General features: G+C 61.2%; 19 protein-coding genes. 4 read left to right on the plus strand and 15 right to left on the minus strand.

Annotation, left to right across the window (positions count from 1 at the left end; all coding sequences use genetic code 11):
- The coding region (locus ACWI8T_RS01255) for an insulinase family protein (RefSeq protein ID WP_449137644.1) at window positions 1-2500 on the minus strand (2500 nt) is incomplete at its 3' end.
- Window positions 2501-3078: 578 nt separating this feature from the next.
- On the opposite strand from ACWI8T_RS01255, the gene ACWI8T_RS01260 reads away from it, so the two are divergent.
- Window positions 3079-3327: a hypothetical protein gene (locus tag ACWI8T_RS01260; protein WP_449137645.1), complete on the plus strand. Its 249-nt coding sequence runs from the start codon at window positions 3079-3081 to the stop codon at window positions 3325-3327.
- Window positions 3328-3543: 216 nt separating this feature from the next.
- On the opposite strand, the gene ACWI8T_RS01265 is transcribed toward ACWI8T_RS01260, so the two are convergent.
- The 4 genes from ACWI8T_RS01265 to ACWI8T_RS01280 form a co-directional block, all read right to left on the minus strand.
- Complete coding sequence (locus ACWI8T_RS01265) at window positions 3544-3855, minus strand: VG15 protein (RefSeq protein ID WP_449137646.1); 312 nt, start codon at window positions 3853-3855, stop codon at window positions 3544-3546.
- A 108-nt stretch (window positions 3856-3963) separates the two neighbouring features.
- Window positions 3964-4188: a hypothetical protein gene (locus ACWI8T_RS01270; protein WP_449137647.1), complete on the minus strand. Its 225-nt coding sequence runs from the start codon at window positions 4186-4188 to the stop codon at window positions 3964-3966.
- Between the two features lie 170 nt (window positions 4189-4358).
- Window positions 4359-5132, minus strand: a complete 774-nt coding sequence (locus ACWI8T_RS01275; protein WP_449137648.1) for an ADP-ribosylglycohydrolase family protein — start codon at window positions 5130-5132, stop codon at window positions 4359-4361.
- 564 nt (window positions 5133-5696) lie between these two features.
- The gene (locus ACWI8T_RS01280) at window positions 5697-6275 is read right to left on the minus strand and encodes a GNAT family N-acetyltransferase (protein WP_287538439.1); all 579 of its coding nucleotides are present in this window, start codon (window positions 6273-6275) and stop codon (window positions 5697-5699) included.
- 399 nt (window positions 6276-6674) lie between these two features.
- On the opposite strand from ACWI8T_RS01280, the gene ACWI8T_RS01285 reads away from it, so the two are divergent.
- Window positions 6675-7478 (plus strand): hypothetical protein, encoded by an 804-nt coding sequence (locus tag ACWI8T_RS01285; protein ID WP_449137649.1) that lies wholly within the window; start codon window positions 6675-6677, stop codon window positions 7476-7478.
- Window positions 7479-7848: 370 nt separating this feature from the next.
- Here ACWI8T_RS01285 and ACWI8T_RS01290 read toward each other — a convergent pair whose 3' ends face one another.
- Complete coding sequence (locus ACWI8T_RS01290; protein ID WP_114616265.1) at window positions 7849-8427, minus strand: GNAT family N-acetyltransferase; 579 nt, start codon at window positions 8425-8427, stop codon at window positions 7849-7851.
- Between the two features lie 945 nt (window positions 8428-9372).
- On the opposite strand from ACWI8T_RS01290, the gene ACWI8T_RS01295 reads away from it, so the two are divergent.
- The gene (locus ACWI8T_RS01295) at window positions 9373-9942 is read left to right on the plus strand and encodes a TetR/AcrR family transcriptional regulator (RefSeq protein ID WP_449137650.1); all 570 of its coding nucleotides are present in this window, start codon (window positions 9373-9375) and stop codon (window positions 9940-9942) included.
- Between the two features lie 321 nt (window positions 9943-10263).
- Window positions 10264-10746 carry an HsmA family protein gene (locus ACWI8T_RS01300; RefSeq protein WP_449137651.1) on the plus strand — a complete coding sequence of 161 codons (483 nt, stop codon included), beginning with the start codon at window positions 10264-10266 and terminating at the stop codon, window positions 10744-10746.
- Window positions 10747-10978: 232 nt separating this feature from the next.
- On the opposite strand, the gene accD is transcribed toward ACWI8T_RS01300, so the two are convergent.
- From accD to ACWI8T_RS01345, 9 genes are all read right to left on the minus strand, one after another.
- Window positions 10979-13384, minus strand: coding sequence for an acetyl-CoA carboxylase, carboxyltransferase subunit beta (gene accD, locus ACWI8T_RS01305; RefSeq protein WP_449137652.1), 2406 nt, complete (start codon window positions 13382-13384; stop codon window positions 10979-10981).
- Between the two features lie 349 nt (window positions 13385-13733).
- Entirely contained in the window at window positions 13734-14171 is a 438-nt protein-coding gene (gene fabZ, locus ACWI8T_RS01310) for a 3-hydroxyacyl-ACP dehydratase FabZ (protein ID WP_449137653.1), read from the minus strand.
- A 264-nt stretch (window positions 14172-14435) separates the two neighbouring features.
- Entirely contained in the window at window positions 14436-15719 is a 1284-nt protein-coding gene (gene fabF, locus ACWI8T_RS01315) for a beta-ketoacyl-ACP synthase II (RefSeq protein WP_449137654.1), read from the minus strand.
- Window positions 15716-16492: a 3-oxoacyl-[acyl-carrier-protein] reductase gene (gene fabG / locus ACWI8T_RS01320; RefSeq protein WP_449137655.1), complete on the minus strand. Its 777-nt coding sequence runs from the start codon at window positions 16490-16492 to the stop codon at window positions 15716-15718. The genes fabF and fabG overlap by 4 nt, the downstream gene beginning before the upstream one ends.
- Window positions 16493-16504: 12 nt before the next feature.
- Entirely contained in the window at window positions 16505-17449 is a 945-nt protein-coding gene (locus tag ACWI8T_RS01325) for an ACP S-malonyltransferase (protein WP_449137656.1), read from the minus strand.
- Between the two features lie 3 nt (window positions 17450-17452).
- Window positions 17453-18451: a nitronate monooxygenase gene (locus ACWI8T_RS01330; protein ID WP_449137657.1), complete on the minus strand. Its 999-nt coding sequence runs from the start codon at window positions 18449-18451 to the stop codon at window positions 17453-17455.
- 187 nt (window positions 18452-18638) lie between these two features.
- Window positions 18639-18860, minus strand: a complete 222-nt coding sequence (locus tag ACWI8T_RS01335; protein ID WP_123219903.1) for an acyl carrier protein — start codon at window positions 18858-18860, stop codon at window positions 18639-18641.
- Window positions 18861-18969: 109 nt separating this feature from the next.
- Window positions 18970-19425 (minus strand): MarR family winged helix-turn-helix transcriptional regulator, encoded by a 456-nt coding sequence (locus tag ACWI8T_RS01340; RefSeq protein WP_449137658.1) that lies wholly within the window; start codon window positions 19423-19425, stop codon window positions 18970-18972.
- Between the two features lie 11 nt (window positions 19426-19436).
- A complete protein-coding gene (locus tag ACWI8T_RS01345) occupies window positions 19437-20300 on the minus strand; it encodes a DegV family protein (protein WP_449137659.1) in 864 nt (287 codons plus the stop codon).
- Between the last annotated feature and the right edge of the window lie 399 nt (window positions 20301-20699).

The raw sequence follows: 20699 nt of genomic DNA on the forward strand, positions 1-20699 counted from the left end.
AATGCTCAACCACGTCAAGCGTGGGCGCGCCCTTGGCCGAATAGCTCACATCGCACGGCACGATGAACGCCTCGTTGCGCGGCGCAGGCTCGGGAATCGCCAGCTCGCAGCCGCAATCGCTCCCGAACATCTCGCCCGCAGCGGCGCGCTCGTCGCCCGCAAGACCCATGGTGCCCGCAGCCGCCCAGAAGGCGTCGCATTCCTCGGCCGAACCCGTAAAGCTCGCAAGCACCGGCCCGCCGAACACGGTCGCGCGCACCTCTTCGAGCTTCGCCGCCAACGCATCGAAGCGCTCGTCGTAGTTGTCGATGAGGTCTTTCAGGAACAGATAGAAGTCGACGCCCGCAAGCTTCTGGCGCAACACGCCCGCGCGGAAATACGAAGCCGACAGGCGGTTCGTCGCGCACGTGTGGCCCTCATTCGCAAACGTCTGCTCCATGCCGATGCGGCGCTGCACGAGCACATCGAGGATCTTCTGCTTCGCGTCGAATTTCGTGGTCTCCCACACCTCGCGAGGGATGGCCGAAAGCTGTGCCGCCTCTTCCGCAAGCGCGCTCGCCGAAAGCGTCACGCGCAGCGATACCTTGTCAGGGTCGCTCGCCGAAACGTACGTATCGGGGAAGAACCGCATCGAACCCAAGTGCTGGCGCATGAATACATCCAGCTCAGCGGCGGAGTGCTTTGCCGTGTCGAGCTTGTTGAGCAGCATGCACAGCACCGTGATGTAGGGCACGTCGTCAAACGCGACGTTGTTGGCGTCGAAATACAGGTACAGGTAGTTGATGTGGCGGCTGGGCAGCTCGTGGCGCAGACACGGCAGCGGGCACGCCGCATCGAGCACGGCGGCCGGGTCGGGCTTCGCCGCGCCAATATCGGAAGTGCCCAAGCGCGGCAGCGTAGCCAGAGCCTCGGGCGAATCGGGCGCTTCCTGCATGGCGCGCAGCTCGGCCACGTCATCGCGAATAGCCTGCTTGGCCGCCTCATCGAGGCCCGCGAGCTTCTCGGCGAGCTCGCGCTCTTCCTCGCTGTCGTCCTCAGCCTCGACGGGCTTCACTTCGAGCAACGCCTTGTGGTTCGACTTCACGATAAGCGACTCCAGCACGTCTTCGAAATAGCGGCCGTCAAGCCCCTCGCGCATATGGGCGAGCGCGTCTTCGTAGCGCAGGTACGTGGTCGCGAGCGCATCGTCGTAGAGCCAGCCGGAAAGCGCGTTCATCGCGAGCACTACGCCATCGGCCATGCCGCGGTCACGTTCGCGCAGTTCAAACGATAGCTGGGCGAGCGACGCCTCCAGCAGGTCGCGCGGAATTCCGTCGGCCACCAGGCGGGCCGCTTCGCCCTCGACAATTTCCATAAAGCGCTGCTTCGCGCCTGACTTGGCGCCCTTCAGCTCGAACAACGCCACGGGCATCGCCTGAGAATCCATGAGAAACGCCGTCGCGTCGCCGCCGATGCCCGCATCGAGCACCGCGCGCTTGATAGGCGATTCGTTGCCGCCCATCAGGGCGTCCATGAGCACGTCGGCCGCAAGCACGCGCTCGAAATCGCGCGCGTCGCCGATCGCGTAGCCCAAGCCCACGCACGCGTTCTCGGGAGCGGTCGCCATGGGGACCACCGCGTCGAGCGACACGTTAGGCTTGCACTCGCCCATCGGGTTGGGCTCAGCGGGCGTGCGCGGCGCGCAATCGGCGGCCGAAAGGTAGCGACGGTCGAGGAATCGCAGCATGCGCTCGGCGTCGATGTCGCCGTAGAGCACGATATAGGAATTGTCCAGGCGATAGTGGCGCGCATGGGTGTCGAGATAGCTCTCGTAGGTGAGCTGCGGAATGGCGCGCGGATGGCCGCCCGATTCGAAGGCGTAGCACGTGCCGGGGAACAACTCGGCGTTCATGCCGCGGTACAGCACGCTTTCGGGATCGGACAGCGCGCCCTTCATCTCGTTGAATACCACGCCGTTGTAGCGCAGGCGCTCGGACGTTCCCGCCTCGGCGTTCGCGTCGTCAAGCTCGTAATGCCAGCCTTCCTGCTCGAACACCGCGCGCTTGCGGTAAATCGCCGGGTGCAGCACGGCGTCCATGTACACGTCGGCCAGGTTTTCGAGGTCTTGGTCGTTGGTGCTGGCCACGGGGTACATGGTTTTATCGGGGAACGTGAGCGCGTTGAGGAACGTCTGCATCGAGGTTTTCAGCAGATTGACGAACGGCTCTTTCACCGGGAATTTGTCGGAACCGCACAGCACGGAATGCTCCAGAATATGGAACACGCCCGTATCGTCGACCGGCGGGGTTTTGAACGAGATGGAGAACGCCTTGTTCTCGTCGGCATTATGCAGAAACAGCAGGCGGGCGCCGCTTTTTCCGTGACGCATCACGATGGCGTCGCCGTCGATTTCGCACAACGGCTCGACCGACTCCACCGCGAAGCCGTTTACCGCAGCGACCTCTTCCACCAGCGATTCATCAAAAAACAGGGCGCGGGCGCCCTGGGACTGTTCGGCCATGAAGCATCCTTTCAAGCAAGCGTTGCGCACATGTGCAACGCATCGCGACGTGCGCCCGCGAGACCGACCGAAACCCGTTAAATGCTCGTAGCGTTTAACAGGTTCGCGAGTGAAGGCCACTTGGCGGAAAAGCCAGCTCAGGCGGCCTCCTCGCGCGCACGCGCGTTATAGCAACGATCGCGAGTTTAGCACAAGGCAACACGCGGGAAAGTTACCCAGCGTTTTGAAAGGAAATCGAAAACGAATCGGCAAGAAAGCAGCACAGGGCAATGCGGAAAGAAACGGCACGCGGAAAGCTTGCGAGTCGCGGAAGCGCCATTGAATGCGCAAGGGAGCCGCACGCCATACGAAAGCGCCACCCGACAAGAGGCCAGCCCGCAAATCATGCGGCGCTCCATCAGAATCGCGGCCGGCCCGCAAACCGCAAAGCACGCAAGCGGAATCGTGGCTGGTCCGCAAGCCCATCACCGCTTCCGACGAGCACGCCAAGCCGCAAACCGGCGGCACGCAAGCGAAGCGAAAACCACCAGATATCATGGCGCATCGCGCGGCCCAACGCCGTGGTGGTGGTTTCCGCTATGTACGAGAACGATCAAACGCCGCCACTGCCCAGCATGTACGGCAAGAATCTCACCTTCAAAACGGGCGGCGTGGATGCAACGGGGCTCGAAGAGCCGCTTTCCCTCATCGAGCAAGGGCTCATCGACACGAGCTGCCTTATTTCGAAACGATACGCGCTCAACGACATTCTCGAGGCGTACCGTGCGTTCGAAACGCGTGAAGACGGCTGCCTCAAAGTCGTCATCACGCCCTGGAAAGAACGCTAACGAGCCACAGCCGAAAAGCGAACAGAAAGGGCGCGGCAAAAAGCCTTGGTCGACTCTTCAAAGGCATCGATCAGCTTGCCAAAGGCGGATGCGCCAATCAATCGGCGACAAAAGCGAAAAAACGCGTCTACCAATGTTATGGCCCAACAAATTCTTGACCTCGCGACGAGCAACGCGCATATCAAAACTATGGGACCTGCTAAATGCTCGTAGCGTTTAGCACGGGCCCTTGTCTTTGTATGTCGGAGGATTGTCGGCAATCAACCCGTAAAGCTGGCGAATGACTTCAAGCGCATCGCTCGGAGCGAAGCCGAGGGCGAACTCGAAAGCTTTGGTCTTGTCTATGCTTCCCACGCGGCTGGGAGCCACCTTGCAGTCGCGTCCCCGGTGGAAGTGCTTCCACTCGCCCGCCGACTTCCTCGTGTGGTAGACCGCACCGCGGCTCGTCAGCATCAGGCAGAACATGCACGTCTCGAAGCCCGCAGAGACGGGCGAACCCGCTATTCCACAGGAAATGAAAAACGCCAAGGAATTTGTTCAGGCGACGAACCCAGGCTTTTCTTGGCACAAATCGGCCATAGACACCTGGCACCCAAGTTGGATGCATTTTCCAACGACGCCACACCGCCGCGCAATCTAGATAAGCACGATGGCTAAAAGCCACCCCGTGGCAATGCCTAAGAAGACGACAACGACAAACGCGAACTTCAGTGCCTTCATCACGAAACCGTGAATCTTTGCGGCGCGCGCCTGGTTCTCCTCGGAAATCCTATCAATCACTTTCCCATAAAGCGCTATGGAGCCAACAACCGCAATAAAAGCGAGGTAAAGGAAGAGCAACAAAAACAAGAAATCCAGCACAAGGCTTCCTTCCTCGAGCAATTATCCAGAGCGATTGTCTATTCCGCTCAAAAGCAATGCGCCGTATCGCGAAGCCGTTGTCAATTAGACCCGAAAGCCACCAATGCCGCAACATAACGGCAAGCGAGCATGCGCTCGGCAAATAGGAATCCCAACCCGCCGCCGCGCCGCTATTCGAACAAGCACGCCTCAATCACATCTTTGCCGCGCAGGGTCGCAAGCCACTCAGACGGAATCGCCTCGCGGCCGTACAGAATACCCGCTAAGCCGCCCGCGACGCATGCGGTGGTGTCGGTATCGTCGCCCAAATTCACCGCGGCGAGCACGCATTCCTTATAGCTTTCCGTATGCTCCAAGCACCAAATCGCGGCGTTATAGGTGTCCCACACATAACCGCTGCTCCCGCCGGGACCGCCGGCCAACTCACCCGCGGGCGAGCCCTCGCACATCAAACGCGCGGCGTAACGAATCATTTTCTCGCACGCATCCATGCAGGCATCGGTCGCGTGCGTGATGGCGCTCACTGCGCGCACCTCGGCACTCGTGCAATCCATGAAGGCCATGGGTAAGCAGCGCATGAGCGACCCGTTGCCCTTGTCCCACTCGCCCGCGCCACCGCGGCCCGTCGCCAGCGCCTTGCGCGTGGCATTGCCGTAGTCGAAGGCCACGCCGTCCGCCGTGTACGCCCCATCGTTGATCCATGCGCGGAACCGTCGCAGAATGTCATCGCAATCGACGCGCCCCAACTCGCGATAGCTGTCGCACAACGCAAGCGCCATGCTCGTGTCATCGCTCCACGTACCAGCGAGTTGGTTGTGGCTGCCGCCGCCCACCATGTCGACGCACTCAAAGCTTCCACGCGGCTTGAACTCGAAAGGCACGCCCAAAGCGTCGCCCACCGCCATGCCATACACGCAATCGCGCAGCGTTCGATTCAGCTTCATAATGCTTGCCTCCTTGCATTCGGCCGCCGTAGCAGGCCTTTCCGTCGCAAAACGCACTAGCCTTGCCAGCCCCGCATTTGGAATTGTCGCGCACTTCGAATTGTGGCAGAAATCGCGACAATTGGGCCGCATTGCGTTGTTTAAAAAGCTGCACGTCAAAAAACGCCACGATTAGGCATGTTCGATGCCCCAAAAGAGGCAACGCGCGCGTCATTATTTTGCGATCCTCCTCGCCTGAGCACAAAATACCAGTTCAGAGACATAATCATCAGCCAAGCACATATTTCAAGCCTTACCTCATGGTTAGGCTTTTTGATCCAAGCCCTTGCAAAGCAACCTAATCATCGCGTTATTTTGACACGAGGAAATCGAAGGAGCACAGAGATGCTCGGCCCAAACACTGCGCCACGAATCGCTGGGTGCACTGTCTCGAGACATCAGCACGCCAATGCTTCAATATATATACTTCGATGATTCTATAATTCAATACGTATATACATCTACAATTCGATGCTTCTATATGTATAGACGTCTATTCCTCTATACATATATGGACCCCGCCCCTTACGCCTCGAGGATCGCACGCACCTTTTCAGGGTCGACCTCGGACAGGCGCAGCAGCGGCGCGGGCTCGGCCTCAACGTCGCCGATATGCTTCTCCCACAGGTGCACGTCGTGCCACGCTCCCAGCTTCCAGCTTGCCGCGCGCAGCGTGCCTACCAGCTCAAAACCCATTTTTTCGTGCAGATGGTCGCTTTTCTCGTTCGGGCACACGACTTTGCCCACAACCGTGCGCACACCCTGCAGCGCGAGCAGGTCAAATAGCTTGCCGTAAATCGCACGGCCGAGCCCGCGCCCGCGATGGTCGGTCGAAAAATACACCGAAAGCTCCGCCGACCACGCATACGCGGCGCGGCTGAACAGGCGGCTGCCATAGGCATACCCCACCGGACGCCCATCTTCCTCGCACACGATGTAAGGATACGCCCCATCGCGCTCGACGATGCGCTGGCGGAATTCGCCAAGCGCGGGCACCTGGGTCTCGTTGGTGACCGTGGTGGCAATATAAGGCTCGTAGATTTTCAGCAAAGTCTCGGCATCGTCAGGCGTAGCAAGGCGGAATGTATGCACTGGTTCGTTCATTTTTCGGCTTTCTATGCAAGTTTCAGCATATTTATGCATTTTTGAAACTGTACTGCGTTACAACCCCGTTAACAAGGGGCAAAAGCCCGCATCTGGGAAAACAACGCATTGCGTGCGGAAAGGAACGCCGCACTAAAGAAGCTTGCTGCCGTACAGCGGTGCGAGCACCGACTCGCGCTTTTCCTTATATACACATAGAGCGAAACGGCCCGATTCGCGGCGCAGGTCAAGCGAGTTCACTCCGTTCATCAAAAACTGGCGATGTCTTTATGCATGTCAACCGAATGGTTGCAGTTCACAGCGCTCGTTCAAGCAGTCCGCAGCCCGATGCTAGGATGCATTTCGTCGGAATACCGGGAGTGGCGCCCGCGCGCGCACCTCCACCCCAAAGGAGACCTCATGGATATCAAAGTGATAGACGAAAACCGCTCGCCCATCGAGTGCGTGGTGTCGCTTTCCGCCGAAGAAACCGCTGTGCTCGCGCGCGGCGCCTGGATTCGTATGGCGCGCCTGCTGAAAACCGACGATGAGCATGTGCGCGAAAAGGTCGATGCCATGTTCACCCGCCGCGAAAAGGCGCAAGCCGTAGCCGGCATCGTTATGGCGAACGCCGCGCACCAGGCCTTCGACACGCTGGGCGTGACGTTTCTGCTCACGCCGCAATTCGTGGTGCCTGACGAGTGGGACGAAGATCAGGCCATCTCGTTCACGACGCGCGCCTTCCCCGTGCCCGACATGGAACTCGATCTGGAATCGCCCATCGCAGTTGGCGAAGACGAGACCCCTGAAGAAGCCGCGCACCGCGCGCTTCGCCAGCGCCTGCACGGCACCATGCCCCAGGCCCTGCTCGACGAAGCGGCGAAGGAACGCCGTGAGGAATTCCGCGGCGAACTCGCGAGCAAGGGGCAAACCTATCGCGAATATCGCATCGAGCACGGCGTGAAGCCGGCCGAGGTTGAAGAACGCCTCGAAGCCGAAGCGCGTAAGGCGCTTGAGGAAGACATTGCGCTCGATTTGGCGTTCATGCGCAAGGGCCTCGAAGCCACCGAAAACGACGAGTTCGCAGCGCTGTCCCGCTTGAAGCCCGGCAGCGAAATTGAACTGAAGCGCGAGTTCTTGGAAACGGGCCATGCGTGCCTGCTTCGCCAAGAAGCACGCCGAGGCGCGGCCGTGCGCTGGGCCGTCGAAAACCTGATGCAGTAGGCTCCGCGCCCAAAAACCTGCTACCTGTTAAATGCTCGCAGCGTTTAACAGGTAGCAGGACTTGGTACAGCGATGCGCGCTGTAAGCACGGCGATGCGACGTGTAGTCGCAACACACGCCCAATGTGCTAAATGCTCGAATGCGCTAAATGCTCGTAGCGCTTAACACATTGGAGCAACCCGCCGGCGTTGACGACCGCGAAAGACGCCCCGAAGATATGCTAAACGCTGCGAGCATTTGGCACATTCGCACCCAGGAAACGCAAAACTGGCCCCGCATAATGCGAGGCCAGCTCCTTGTTGCAACTCTATGCCACCCGGACGCTAGCGAATCGCGCGCCCACAGCGAAATCACGCTCGCGACAAACCGCTTACGCGTTCAGAATCTCTTGCACCTTTGCCGGATCGAGCTCGGTGATGGGGGTAATAGGCTCCGGCGCGCACGAGAAGTCGCCAATCTGCTTTTCCCAATGGTTGATGGAGCGCCATTCGCCATTCTTGAAGCCGACGTTCTCGAGCGTGGCCATAAGTTTGAAGCCCATGGCGTTGTGCAGCTTGTCGCTCGCAGGATTCGGGAAAGTGACCTTGCCATGCACCGTACGAACGCCCTGCAACTTCAGCAGCGAGAGCATCTTGTCGTAAATCTTGCGACCCATGCCGCGGCCGCGGTGGTTCGGCGCGAAGTACACCGACAGCTCAACGGCCCAAGCGTACGCCGCGCGCTCGTACAGACGGCTCGCGTAGGCATAGCCGACAGGCACGCCGTCTTCCTCGCACACGATGTAGGGGTACACACTCACGCGATCGATAATGCGCTGGCGGAACTCCTCCACCGTGGGAGCGACGTACTCGAACGTCACCGTGGTTTCGACGTACGGCGCATAAATGGCCTGCAAAACCTCGGCATCGTCGGGCGTGGCCAGACGGAAGGTGAAAACGGGTTCAGACATCGCGTTCCTTTCGATGAAAATGGATGAAATCATGCACGAAAACTCATGCATGCGCGAGACGAACGCGAAAACGAGTCGGACGCATATTGACGATGGGCGAAGCGCATGGCACGTCGGGCAAAGCTGGCCAGGCAAGTCGAGTTGAGCCCGCTAGGCGCCTGCCATTCCACGCAAAACCGATTCCCCCATGCGGAACCAGCCACGCAGAGCAGCCACTATGTCATGCCGATCATGCAGCCAAGGACGAACTACCCCGCGCAAAACAGCCGCACCGCACGAGCCTGTGGCCCAAACGTGCGGGTTTTACCCTACTACGTTGTTCGTGAGTCCCCTTTGCCAAACACACGATGGCATTGCGTATTCGGCAGCTTCATAATTCGGCTTCTGGCCTGCGCATTCGCGAGGTTTCAACATGCGTCCGACTCGCGGTTCGATTAGTGCGCCTGCAAAGTATATCCCCCCGCAGCGGGGCGCGCGAGAACAATTTCGAGCGTTTGGAAATTGTTGCCGAAAAACACTGGAATATCATCCTTTGATGAGTATAATAGTTCCTGTAATTATTCCTCGTTGAGAATAATTGAGTCAGCCAAGCATCCTACCCTTCGCACGGCCGACGGTTCTTCCATACGTCTTTCTCTTCGGGAGCTGAAAGGCTTGAAAGACGCACGCGGCCCAGCCGCACAAGCACACTCCGCGCATCGCCCTACCCCCTAGATGCGCGGAGTTCTTTTTTGCCCGCATGCATTCGGAACCTTTATCGCAGCTCGCAAAACGCAGGCCACGGCAAAGCGCAAAATCGATCTTCCAATCGAGCGGGTCAAGCTAGCCCCGAACCGAAACCAAAGTGTATCGTCCGCGCGCACGGCCGTCGCTATACTAGAGGTGCAAACGCCGATTTGTCTCACTTCGAAACACCGAACGCGCACCTCAGGAAGGTTGAACGTCATGGCACAGAGCATCATTTCCAAAGAAGAGCTTCTGGAAAACGCCTACGAAATCGCCGAAGAAGGCGGCATTTCGACGCTTTCTATTCGTGGGCTTGCCACGAAAAGCGGCGTGAGCGTGGGCACCGTGTACCGATTCTTCGCCGCGAAAGACGAACTCACCATCGCAACGATCGAGCTGTATTTCGCGCGTGCGTTCTACAAGGAATTCTGCCACCTCGATGCGCACACCGCATTCGTCGACTACTGCGAGAAAATGAACGTGAGCATGCACCAGGTGTTCAACCACTTCCGCGAATACTGGCTGCGCGACGCTGAGGCCCTGCCTTCCGCCGAACGAGCCGCAGCGCGCCTGCGCGAGTCGCAGCAAATCGAGCACGTAGTAAACGGCCTCGTCGAAATCTACAAGCACGACCCGAACATCGTTGCCGATTTGCCCGACGGCTTCACTCCGCGAAGCGTGTGCGAGTTCACGCTCGACAACGTGCTCGATAGCCTGCGCCACCAAAACGGCGACTGCAAAGTGCTGTTCGGCCTTTTGAGGTCGACGCTCTATAAAAGCGAGAAGTAGGCGCACAGCGGCAGGCGAATCTGAGCCCGCCGCCGCTGTCCCATGGGCGGCCCCCACAACGCCTCCAGGCTAACCCATTGCGCATATGTGAACATTTTTTCGCGCGGGCTTTCAGGAATTTTTCATCTTCGAAGGCGCAGCTATGGAATTCTATTCCTCCTGTTCAGGGCATTGTTTTTTCGCACGTATACCTCGGTTTTCGAAAAAGTGAACAAGACGTCTTTGATGTTCACACCAATCACCTCCAAGATAAAACACGTCAAAACGAACGAGCGCCGCGGCTGTTCGAATCCAACCGCCCTTTCATCTTAGGAGGACAACATGTCACCTATTCTTATCACCGCCACCACGATAATCTCCCTCGCCCTTGTCGCCTACACGATTGGCGTCTTCGGCGAACGCAATTCCGGCACGCTGAAGCGCTCACATCTGATCTTCTTCTGGATCGGCCTCGCGTGCGACTCCACCGGCACCGCCATCATGAGCTCCATAGCCCAAAGCAGCGGCGGTTCCATCTCGCTTCTGCACCCCGTCACCGGTGGCCTCGCCATCGCGCTCATGCTCTTCCATGCGACCTGGGCGACCTACGTTTTGCTGCGCGGCAATAGCAAACAGCGCCACGACTTCCATCGCCTGAGCATTTGCGTGTGGCTCATCTGGCTCGTTCCCTACTGCACCGGCGTGCTCATCGGCATCCCCGCGCTGCACGTTGCCGACGGCACCGCGTTGGCAATCGCTTCCGCCATCGTCGTCGCGCTCGCCGTGCTGGTTCTGCCCAAGAAGAAGCAGGCTGCTTCGCTGTAAGACGCAACAGCGAGCTGACAGCGGTGACAGGCTGGCGGTGGCGAACCGGCAAGGCAAAATGACAACGGCAAGCCGGTTACGGCCGCCACAAAGCCAGGTGGCAGACCAACGACGGCAAACGCCAACGACAGCTACAACAACGCCAGACGGCCACAACGTCGGGCGATAGTAATGCAAAAACCCAGGTCGCCTCTAAGGAAGAGACCTGGGCTTGCGTGTTTTATATTCGCTTTTAGAACTTGCGGAAGCGCTCGTAGCGTTGCTCGAGCAGCTCGTCGATAGGCAGGGCGGAAAGCTCGTCGAGGCTTTCTTCCACATACGCCACAACATTAGCGATCGCGAAATCGGGGTTGGCCGAAGCCGAGCCCTCACCTTCCTCGAGCACCGCGTCGACGATATCCATGTCGAAAATCTCGTAGGCGTTCATGCGCATGACCGCAGCCGCCTCGGCCGCGCGCGAGCGGTCTTTCCACAGAATGGACGCAAAGCCCTCGGGCGAGAGCACCGAATACACGGCATGCTCCTGCATGGCCACGCGATCGGCCAGCGCCAGCGCGAGCGCGCCGCCGCTGCCGCCTTCGCCCACGAGCACGCTCACCGTGGGCACGCGCAGCCCCGCCATGGCATACAGGTTGTCGGCGATGGCATTGCCCTGGCCGCGCTCCTCGGCCTCTTTGCCGCAGAACGCGCCCTGCGTGTCCACAAAGCACACCACCGCGCGCCCAAAGCGCTCGGCCTGGCGCATAAGGCGCAGGCTCTTGCGATAGCCCTCGGGCTGCGGGCAGCCGAAGTTACGCTTGATGCGATCTTGCAGGTCACGGCCCTTTTCCTGCGCGATGAGCGTTGCCGGCTCACCCGCGACCCAGCCGATGCCCGCCACAATGGCGGCGTCGTCGGCGAAGCCGCGATCGCCGTGGCACTCGAAGAAGCCTTCGCACGTCGCTTCCAAATAGCGGCCCGCGGTGGGGCGATGCACGTCGCGCGCGGTTTGCACGCTGGCCCATGCGGGGTTTTCTGCCGCCTCGGCCTGCTTCACGGCACCGGGCTTCGAAGTGTACTGCTCGATTTCCGCACGGTAAGCACGGCGCGTCGCCACCGAGCGCACGCCATTCGCGACGCGCTTCGGCACCGCCGCGGCAGCCTTTACAGCCACGGCGCGCACGCCAGAAAGAATGTCGCGCTCGTCGGCAGCAAGCTGCGCTCCCGCCGCTTCAAGCTCGCATTTCGTAGGGTTCGCGGTCAGCGCGGCGAGCACCGCGGCAAACCCGCGCGGCGCACCCGCTTCGGGCTTGGCGTGCAGCGCAAGCAGGTTCGCAAGCGTCTCGCGAATGCGCGGGCGCTCGACAATCGCATCGATAAGGCCGTGCTCGAGCGCGAATTCCGCCGTTTGGAATTCCTTGGGCAGCTCCTGACGAATGGTGTCTTGAATCACGCGACGGCCAGCGAAGCCGATAAGCGCGCGGGGCTCGGAAATAATCACGTCGCCCTGCATCGCGAAACTCGCGGTCACGCCGCCCGTGGTGGGGTCGGTAATCACCGAGAAATACGGCAGGCCCGCCTCACCATGACGCTCAATCGCGGCCGAGATTTTCGCCATTTGCATGAGCGAAACCAGGCCCTCCTGCATGCGCGCGCCGCCCGAGCAGGTGAACAGCACCAGCGGCAGGCCCTCTTCGGTGGCATGCTCGGCCAGGCGCGTAATGCGCTCGCCCACCACCGAGCCCATCGAACCCATGAAGAATGTGGAATCCATTACGCCAATCGCTACGCGCATGCCCGCGATGCGACCCACGCCGCAGCGCACGCCCTCGCGCAGGCCCGTCTTCTTTCGCATGCCGCCGATTTTGTCCAGGTAACCGGGGAAATCAAGCGGGTCGGTTTCGGGCACGTCGGCGCCTTCAGTTTCAAACCAGCACTCGAAGCTTTCCGCGTCAAGCACGCTCGCCAAGCGCTCGGCCGACGTCATGCGGAAATGATGGCCGCACTCGGGGCACATTTTGTGGTTGGCAAGCACGCGCTGCGCGTCGGAAATGCGGTGGCACTTCGGGCACGTGACCCACGAGTCGTCGCTCACGTGCAACGCCGCGTCGCTTGGCGCCGAGCAAGTGCGCCACACGCGCGTGATGCCGCCGAACGCCGCGTTGATCGAGGCCACGGGCACGCTGTAGACGCTGCGATGCTCGTCGGCGGCCATGGAAAGGAAACGCTCGTCAACCGCGAGGCGCGAATCGACAAGCAAAATCGCCTGCGCATCGGCCGATTCGGCCGCGGAAAGCACGCGATAGCTGTCGTCGAGAGCGCCCGTTTCGCGGCTTTTGCCCACACACACGGTTTTCGGAGCGAGCTTCACGTGCGCCGCGCGCGCCATGTCTTCGGTATAGGCGACGCACGGCACAAGGCCCGCCGCCAAGCAACCCGCGACGATAGACTCGCCCGTCGCGCCCGCGTCGACCACGAGCACGCGCGCAGCGCCGGCCGAACGCACCTCAACCAGGCTTTTTAACGGTTCGGTGGCAGCGTAAATCGCCGCCGATTCCTGCTCGCACGCGAGCGCATCGACGCCTTCCGCAGCAGGAGCCGCGGGCGCGGCGGCCGCATCGCCAATGGTCACATATGCCGTTTTCTTCGAACGCAGCATAACTGCACGCTTTCTCTTCTTAGAACGAACCCGTTACATGCTCGACCTGTTACATGCTCGTAGCATTTAACAGATCCGAGCCCCATTACTCCGTGCCCCGTACCGTTTTCGCGGGACAGGACGCGCTCGCACAGGACAATTTGGCGGCCGAAGTCGTCGACAAGCACCTAGAGACGTGACGAGGACGTAGCTCCGTCGCCTAGCGAACAACGGCACGGCCGCGCCTTCTAAGCACCTGTTAAATGCTCGCAGCGTTTAACAGGTGCACGTCTCGCTTTCGAGCCACACGGATCGACTGAAAACCTGTTAAACGCTGCGAGCATTTAACAGGTTCCGACCGCACTCGCGCCTACGCCAACACGTACTTCTGAGTGGCGGAAGCGGCCACCTTGCCGTCGACGGTCGCTACAACCTCGGCCACCACCATGCGGGAAGACGACTTCACGATGTCGGCCTCCAAGCGAAGGGTGTCACCTGGCTGAACCTGATGGCGAAACTTCGCTTTATCGACCCCCGTTAGGAAACCGATTGCGCCCTCCGCCCCACGCGCTTCAAGCACGCAGAAGCTTGCCGCCTGGGCAAGCGCCTCCATAATGATGACGCCCGGCAAAACGGGGTGCTCAGGAAAATGCCCATTGAACAGCGGCAAAGTAGGGTCGACATCGAGCTCAGCAACAATATGTTCGCCAGGCACGCATTCCACCACACGCGTCAGCCACAAAAACGGGTCGCGATGCGGCAGAACCGCCATAATCCCATCGCGTCCACACGGATACATTATTGCCATGGGGGGGTCTATCCCTTCCAAATTAAAAAGCGAATGCGCCTGATTCATCAACGAACATCCAACCGCACCAAACACCAGCAACGAAGCATTCCGCAAAGTCGCTTCATCTCTCAACGTCGGACGTCGTGATTCCGAACCCAACGTCAACGAGCAAGGTCTCTCGCGGAGCAGGTTGCCACGAAGGGCAAAACGCATTGGCCTTCGCGGCCATACGCGAGACTCGAACGGCAAGATGCCCGCGAGAGACCAGCGCAGCGTCGGCCGCTATTGCCCCGTATACGGGGCAATAGCCAGCGAACCATTGTGGCCGCCAAAGCCCAGCGAGTTCGACAGCGCCACCTTCTGCTTGTAGCCCTCGATGGGAGCGAGCGGCACGTTCACGCCGCACTCGGGGTCGATTTCGCACGTGCCCGCCGTGGGCGGCACGCAATCGTTGCCCACCGAAAGCGCGCACACGATGGCCTCAAGGGCGCCAGCCGCGCCAAGCGCGTGACCAATGGAGCCCTTCACCGAAGTCACAGGCACATCCGCCGCGCGCCCCTCGCCCACCAGGGCTTTCAGCGCGGCCGACTCCATGGCGTCGTTGGCATGGGTCGACGTGCCGTGCGCATTCAAATGGCCCAGGTCGTCGGGCGTGAAGCCGCCCTCGGCAAGCGCCTGGCGCATCGCGCGCACCGCGCCTTCGCCCGACGGCTCGGGCGCCGTCATGTGATACGCGTCGCCCGTCGAACCGAAACCGGCCACTTCCGCCAGAATGGTCGCGCCGCGGTTCACGGCGTGCTCGAGCGATTCGAGCACCAATGCGCCCGCGCCTTCGCCCGGAACGAAGCCGCCGCGGTTCACGTCGAACGGCATCGACGCCGCTGCCGGGTCGGTCGATTTCGAGGTCGCGCCCAAATTACCGAAGCCCGCCAGACAGATGGGTGAGATGGATTCCTCGCTGCCACCAGCAAGCGCCACATCGGCGTAGCCGTGGCGAATCAGGCGGTACGCCTCGCCCACGCAATGCGTACCGGTCGCGCACGCCGTCACAATCGAGAGGCAATCGGCCTTCAGCCCGAAGCGAATAGACAGGTTGCCCGCCGCCATATTCTCGATCATCGTAGGAATGAACAGGGGATTCACGCGCTTGGGACCCTTCTGCGCAAGCGTGTCGCACCCGCGCTGGAATTCCTCCAAACCGCCAATGCCGCTTCCCCACACGCATGCCGCGCGCGTGGCGTCTTCGGCCTCCATGTCGATGCCCGCCTGCGCCCACGCCTCTTCCGAAGCGGCGATGGCGTACTGCACGAACAGCGCGAAACGGCGCGCCTCTTTCTTCGACATGCCGCACGCTGCCGCGTCGAAGGTCGGCACCTCGGCAGCAAGCGACCCGGCGAACTCGGACGCATCGAAGCGCGTGATAGGCGCGATGCATTGCTTTCCGGAATACACCGCGTCCCACAGTGCATCGACGCCCGTGCCCGCGGGAGAGATGGCGCCCATGCCGGTAATTACGACGCGACGCGAGCCGTCGGCCTTCAGGAATTCACTCTTTTCGCACGTCACAGCGCCAAACCTCCGTCAATCTCAATTGCCTGGCCGGTAATATACGCGGCGTCGTCGCTCGCGAGGAACGCCACGAGGCTCGCCACTTCGCTCGCCTGGCCGAACCTGCGCTCGGGAATGTTGCCGAGCACCGATTCCTTCACCTTCTCGGGAACGGCATCGGTCATGTCGGTCACGATGAAGCCGGGCGCCACCGCGTTCACGGTTACGCCGCGCGGCGCGACCTCGCGCGCGAGCGACTTGGTAAGGCCCACGATGCCCGCCTTCGATGCGGCGTAGTTCACCTGGCCCACGTTGCCGTGCAAGCCCGAAATGCTCGATATGTTCACGATGCGGCCGCGACGCGCTTTGCACATGGCGGGCACTGCCGCCTTGCAGCAATTGAACGCGCCCTTCAGGTTCACGGCGACCACGCGGTCGAAATCGTCTTCCTTCATGCGCAGGAACAGCGCGTCGCGCGTGATGCCCGCATTATTCACGAGCACGCTCACGTCACCGAGCTGCTCGCGCGCCGCCTGCATGAGGCCCGCCGCCGCATCGAAGCTCGAAACATCAGCCTGAATGGCCGCCGCCTCCACGCCGAAGCGCTCGCGAAGGCTTGCCGCCACCTCGGCGGCCGCTTCGGCACTGCCGGCGTGCGAGTGGTTCACGGCCACGTTGTAGCCGCGCGCCGCAAGTGCTTCGCACACCGCCTTTCCGATGCCTCGGGCGCCGCCCGTAACCACCGCGCATTCGCGCGGGGCGGCCGGCGATACCGTGTTCGTCTCAGTCATGGAAGCTCCTTCTTATTCGGCGCCATCGCATGCAAACTCGCTTGCGACCTGGGCAATTTCTTCAGGGGATACGGGCGCGAATCGCGCTGCGGCAGGGTCGATGCGCTTGACGAGCTTGGTGAGCACGCCGCCGAAGCCGCATTCCACGAACGCGTCGACGCCCTGCGCAGAAAGCCAGCGCACGCTTTGCTCGAACAAAACGGGCGATGTGACCTGGCTCGCCAGGTGCGCGCGAGCGTCGGCCGCAGAAAGCGGCCGGGCATCCACATTGCACACGAGCGGCGTGCGGGCCTCGCAAAACTCAATCTCTTCGAGGAATTCCGCAAGCGTCTCAGCCGCCGGCTGCATGAGCTGGCTGTGGAACGCGCCCGAGGTCGCGAGCATCGACGCCTTATGGCGCGGACGCTCCTTCCAGGCGCAAGCCGCGCGATCAACAGCGGCTACGTCGCCCGAAATAACAATCTGACCAGGCGCGTTGTAGTTCGCGCACACGAGCACGCCGATTTGGGCCGCGCTCGAGCACACTTCGCTCGCCTCTTCAGGCTCGCCGCCGAGCAGCGCGCACATCGAGCCTGGGCGCGCCGCCGCGGCTTCGGCCATGGCCTTCGCGCGGAAGGCGGCGATGCGGAACGCATCGCGCTCGCTTACCATGCCGCTTACCGCAAGCGCCGCGATTTGCCCGAGCGAGAAGCCCGCCACGTATGAGGGGCGAACCCCGCGGGCTTCAAGCGCTTTGGCAACGGCGACGGAAAGCGTGCACATGGCAGGCTGGGCAAACGCGGTGTCGCGCAACGTTTCCGCGGAAGCGTTCAGACACACGTCGGCCACATCGAACCCGAAGGCCTCGCTCGCGATGGCAAAGGTTTCCGCCACCTCGGGCGAGCCCTGCTCGATCAGGGCCGCGCCCATGCCAGGTTTCTGCGCGCCCTGGCCGCTCAGAAGAAATGCGACACCCATGGGTTATTCCTTCCCTTCCGCGGCGCACGCCGCGCGGCCCGCGCGCTGGGCGTTGGCGCACGCGAGCTGCTGCAGGTTCAGGCCGCCGCGAACTTCCGCATCGGCCAAAAGATCGGCGATTGCCTGAGCTGCGGTTTTGCGCTCATGCACAAGCGCCGCCGACTGACCGGCCATCATGGAGCCGCCATCGACGTCGCCTTCCACCGCGCGGCGAAGCGAGCCGGCGTACATGCCTTCGAGCTCGTCGGAGTTGGCGGCGGCATCGCATTCGAGCTTGCGCATCGCGCGCGCCCACTTGTTCTTCAAGCCGCGCACGGGGTGCCCGCTTCCGCGGCCCGTCACCACCGTGTCGGAATCCTTGGCCTTCAGCACGCGTTCCTTATACGCGTCGGCGATGCCGCATTCCTCAACCGTGAGGAATCGGGTGCCCACCTGCACGCCCTCGGCGCCCAGCGCGAACGCAGCCGCCATGCCGCGGCCGTCGGCGATGCCGCCCGCTGCGATCACAGGGATGCGCACGGCGTCGCACACGCTGGGGATGAGCGCCATGGTCGTGAGCTCGCCGATATGGCCGCCAGCCTCGCAGCCCTCAGCCACCACCGCGTCAGCGCCCATGCGCTCCATGCGCGCGGCGAGCGCCGAAGACGCCACCACCGGCACCACCTTGATGCCGGCTTCTTTCCACGCCGCCATGAAGTTCGCGGGGCTGCCCGCACCTGCGGTAACCACGTCGACGTGCAGCTCACCGAGCAGCTCGGCCACCTGGGGCGCCTGCGGGTCCATGAGCATGACGTTCGCGCCGATGGGGGCGTCGCCGGCGATTTCGCGAGCGATGCGCACCTGCTCTTCAATCCATTCGAGCGGAGCGCCGCCGCAGGCGATGATGCCCAAGCCGCCCGCCGCAGACACCGCGCCGGCGAGTTTGCCGTCGGCGATGCGGGCCATGGCGCCCTGGATGATGGGCACGCGAATGCCCAGAAGTTCTGTTACGCGGGTGTTCATGAAGGTCCCTCTTTCGTCGCATCCCGCCATGGCGGAACCACGTGATACGTTTCGCTCAACTCAAACAGTCCTGAACTCGCACGAACAGCCCACTGAACTGCTCGGCTCGTGCGGAACTCGCGCAAAACGCATCGCGCGGTTCCGCTACGACGAAGCCCCGGCCGACAATTCGCTCGGAATGCGCGCCTTATTTCAAGCCGTCGATGTAGTCGACGAGCTTGCCAACCGTGTCGAGGCCCTCGGCTTCGCCAAGCTCGATGTCGAAGCGGTTTTCGATCTCGCACACAAGCTCAACCATGTCGAGCGAATCGATGCCGAGCGACTCGAACGTGGAATCGGCGGCAACGGTGGCGGGATCGATGTCGAGGTTCTCGTTCAGGATCTCTTGGATGGTTTCGAGAGTGGTCATTTCTTTAGCCTTTCTAATTGTTAGGTTATCTAACTATATTTGCCTAAAAAAGAGAGGGGAACACGCCCAACTCTTTCTTTTCGTGAATCGTTTCGCGCAGGCCGGCGCCTTACGAGTGCTGCTCGAAGAACGCCTTCACCTTCGAGAGCCCTCGCGCGAACGCGGCCTCTTCTTCGGGCGTGAGCCCGTCGAGCGCGGCATCGACCATTTGGCGATGGAACAACTCGTGAGCGCGGTAGGCCTTCCTGCCTTCCTTGGTGAGCGACACAAGCACCTGTCGACGATCGGCCTCGCAACGCGTGCGCTGCACAAAACCCTTGGTCACAAGCTTGCCAATAGCCGCCGTGAGAGTTGCAAGCGTCACATCGAGGCGCGAGGCGACAACATTCATGGGGCTTGCGCCGTTCAGGCCGATGGCGTGAATGGTGTGAATTTCGGAAATCGTGAGGCCGCGGGTCAGGCGATTCTTCAACGCATCTTCCTCCACGCGCAAGATGCTGTTGAACGTTTCGACAAGAAGCTCGTTGACTTCCTGCCTTTGCTCCCTCGCCGAGCTCGCTTCCATTCCGAACCTTTCTATTCGCAGCGCGCGGCGGGTGCCATGGCCACGCCGAATGCGCCTATGCCCAGGTGCGTTGCGATGGTCGCGCCGCACGGGTCAATCGATATTACCTCGAAGTCTACCTTAGATTTAGTTAGCGTGTCTATCAAAGTTTCTACCGCTTTTGGGTTGCGGCAATGCACCAAGCGAAGGCGGGTGCGGCCGTGTTCGGCGGCATAGTTTTCGATGAATGCGGCGGTATCTTTGATGGCGCCCTTCGAGCCCTTCGACTTGCCGATCACGCCAACCTTGCCGTCTTCCTCGTTGAACGTGAGCATCATGCGCATGTTCAACACGCTGGCCTGCTTGGCGGCCTCTTCGGGGAAGCGCCCGCCGCGCACCAGGTTGTCGAGCGATTCGGGAACGAGCACGGTGCGAGTCGCGTCGCGGAAAGCAACGAGCTTCTCGCACATCTCGTCGAGGCTTGCGCCGGAATCGCGCAGCTCGCAGGCGGCGTCGACCATAAGGCCGAGCGGAGCGGTGGCGCATCGCGTGTCAACCACGCGCACGTCGAGCGGGGCATCGGCCCCGGCAATGCCTGCGACCTGGGGCGTTCCCGAAAGCGGAAGGGCGATGTGCAGGCACACGGCGCCTTCGTAGCCCTCTTCGGCCAAGCGCTCGAACAACTTCGCGAAGTCGTGCGGCGAAGGCTGCGAGGTGCTGGGGAGGTCGACCGCGGCAATCATGCGGTCATAGAACTCGTCGGTCGAAATTTCGATTTGGTCGGCGAATGATTCGTTGCTAAAACAAATTTTCAACGGCACCATCTCAACGTTGCGGCGGGCGAACTCATCGAACGCCCAATCGCACGTCGAATCGGTGACAATGGCGATTTTCACAAACTGCTCCTTCAGTCGGGCGACATCGAGGGAAGCGGCGAGCGGTCTCGCATGAATGCGGCTGTTCGCACGCGATATGCATGCCAGCTTGGCGCCGCATTCCCTTGTCGTGCACTGCCCCACAAACGGGGTTTTCGAGGCAGCGCTTCTGCGCGCGTCGGGCATCAAACGCGGCGCCCGCAGAAAAGCTCGAGACCGAAGTATATCGATATTACTTAGTTAGTCAAACTATTTTGGCGAGTTTTGAAGCGCCCGTGAATGCTTCAGAAACGCAAGGAAATCCCTGTTTTGAAATGCGACCTGTTAAATGCTCGGAACCTGCTAAACGCTACGAGCATTTAGCAGGTTCCGAGCATTTAACACATTCGGGCAACAAATGCGCAGGCGCCGAAACGGTGC

It is taken from the genome of Slackia sp. (assembly GCF_977041755.1).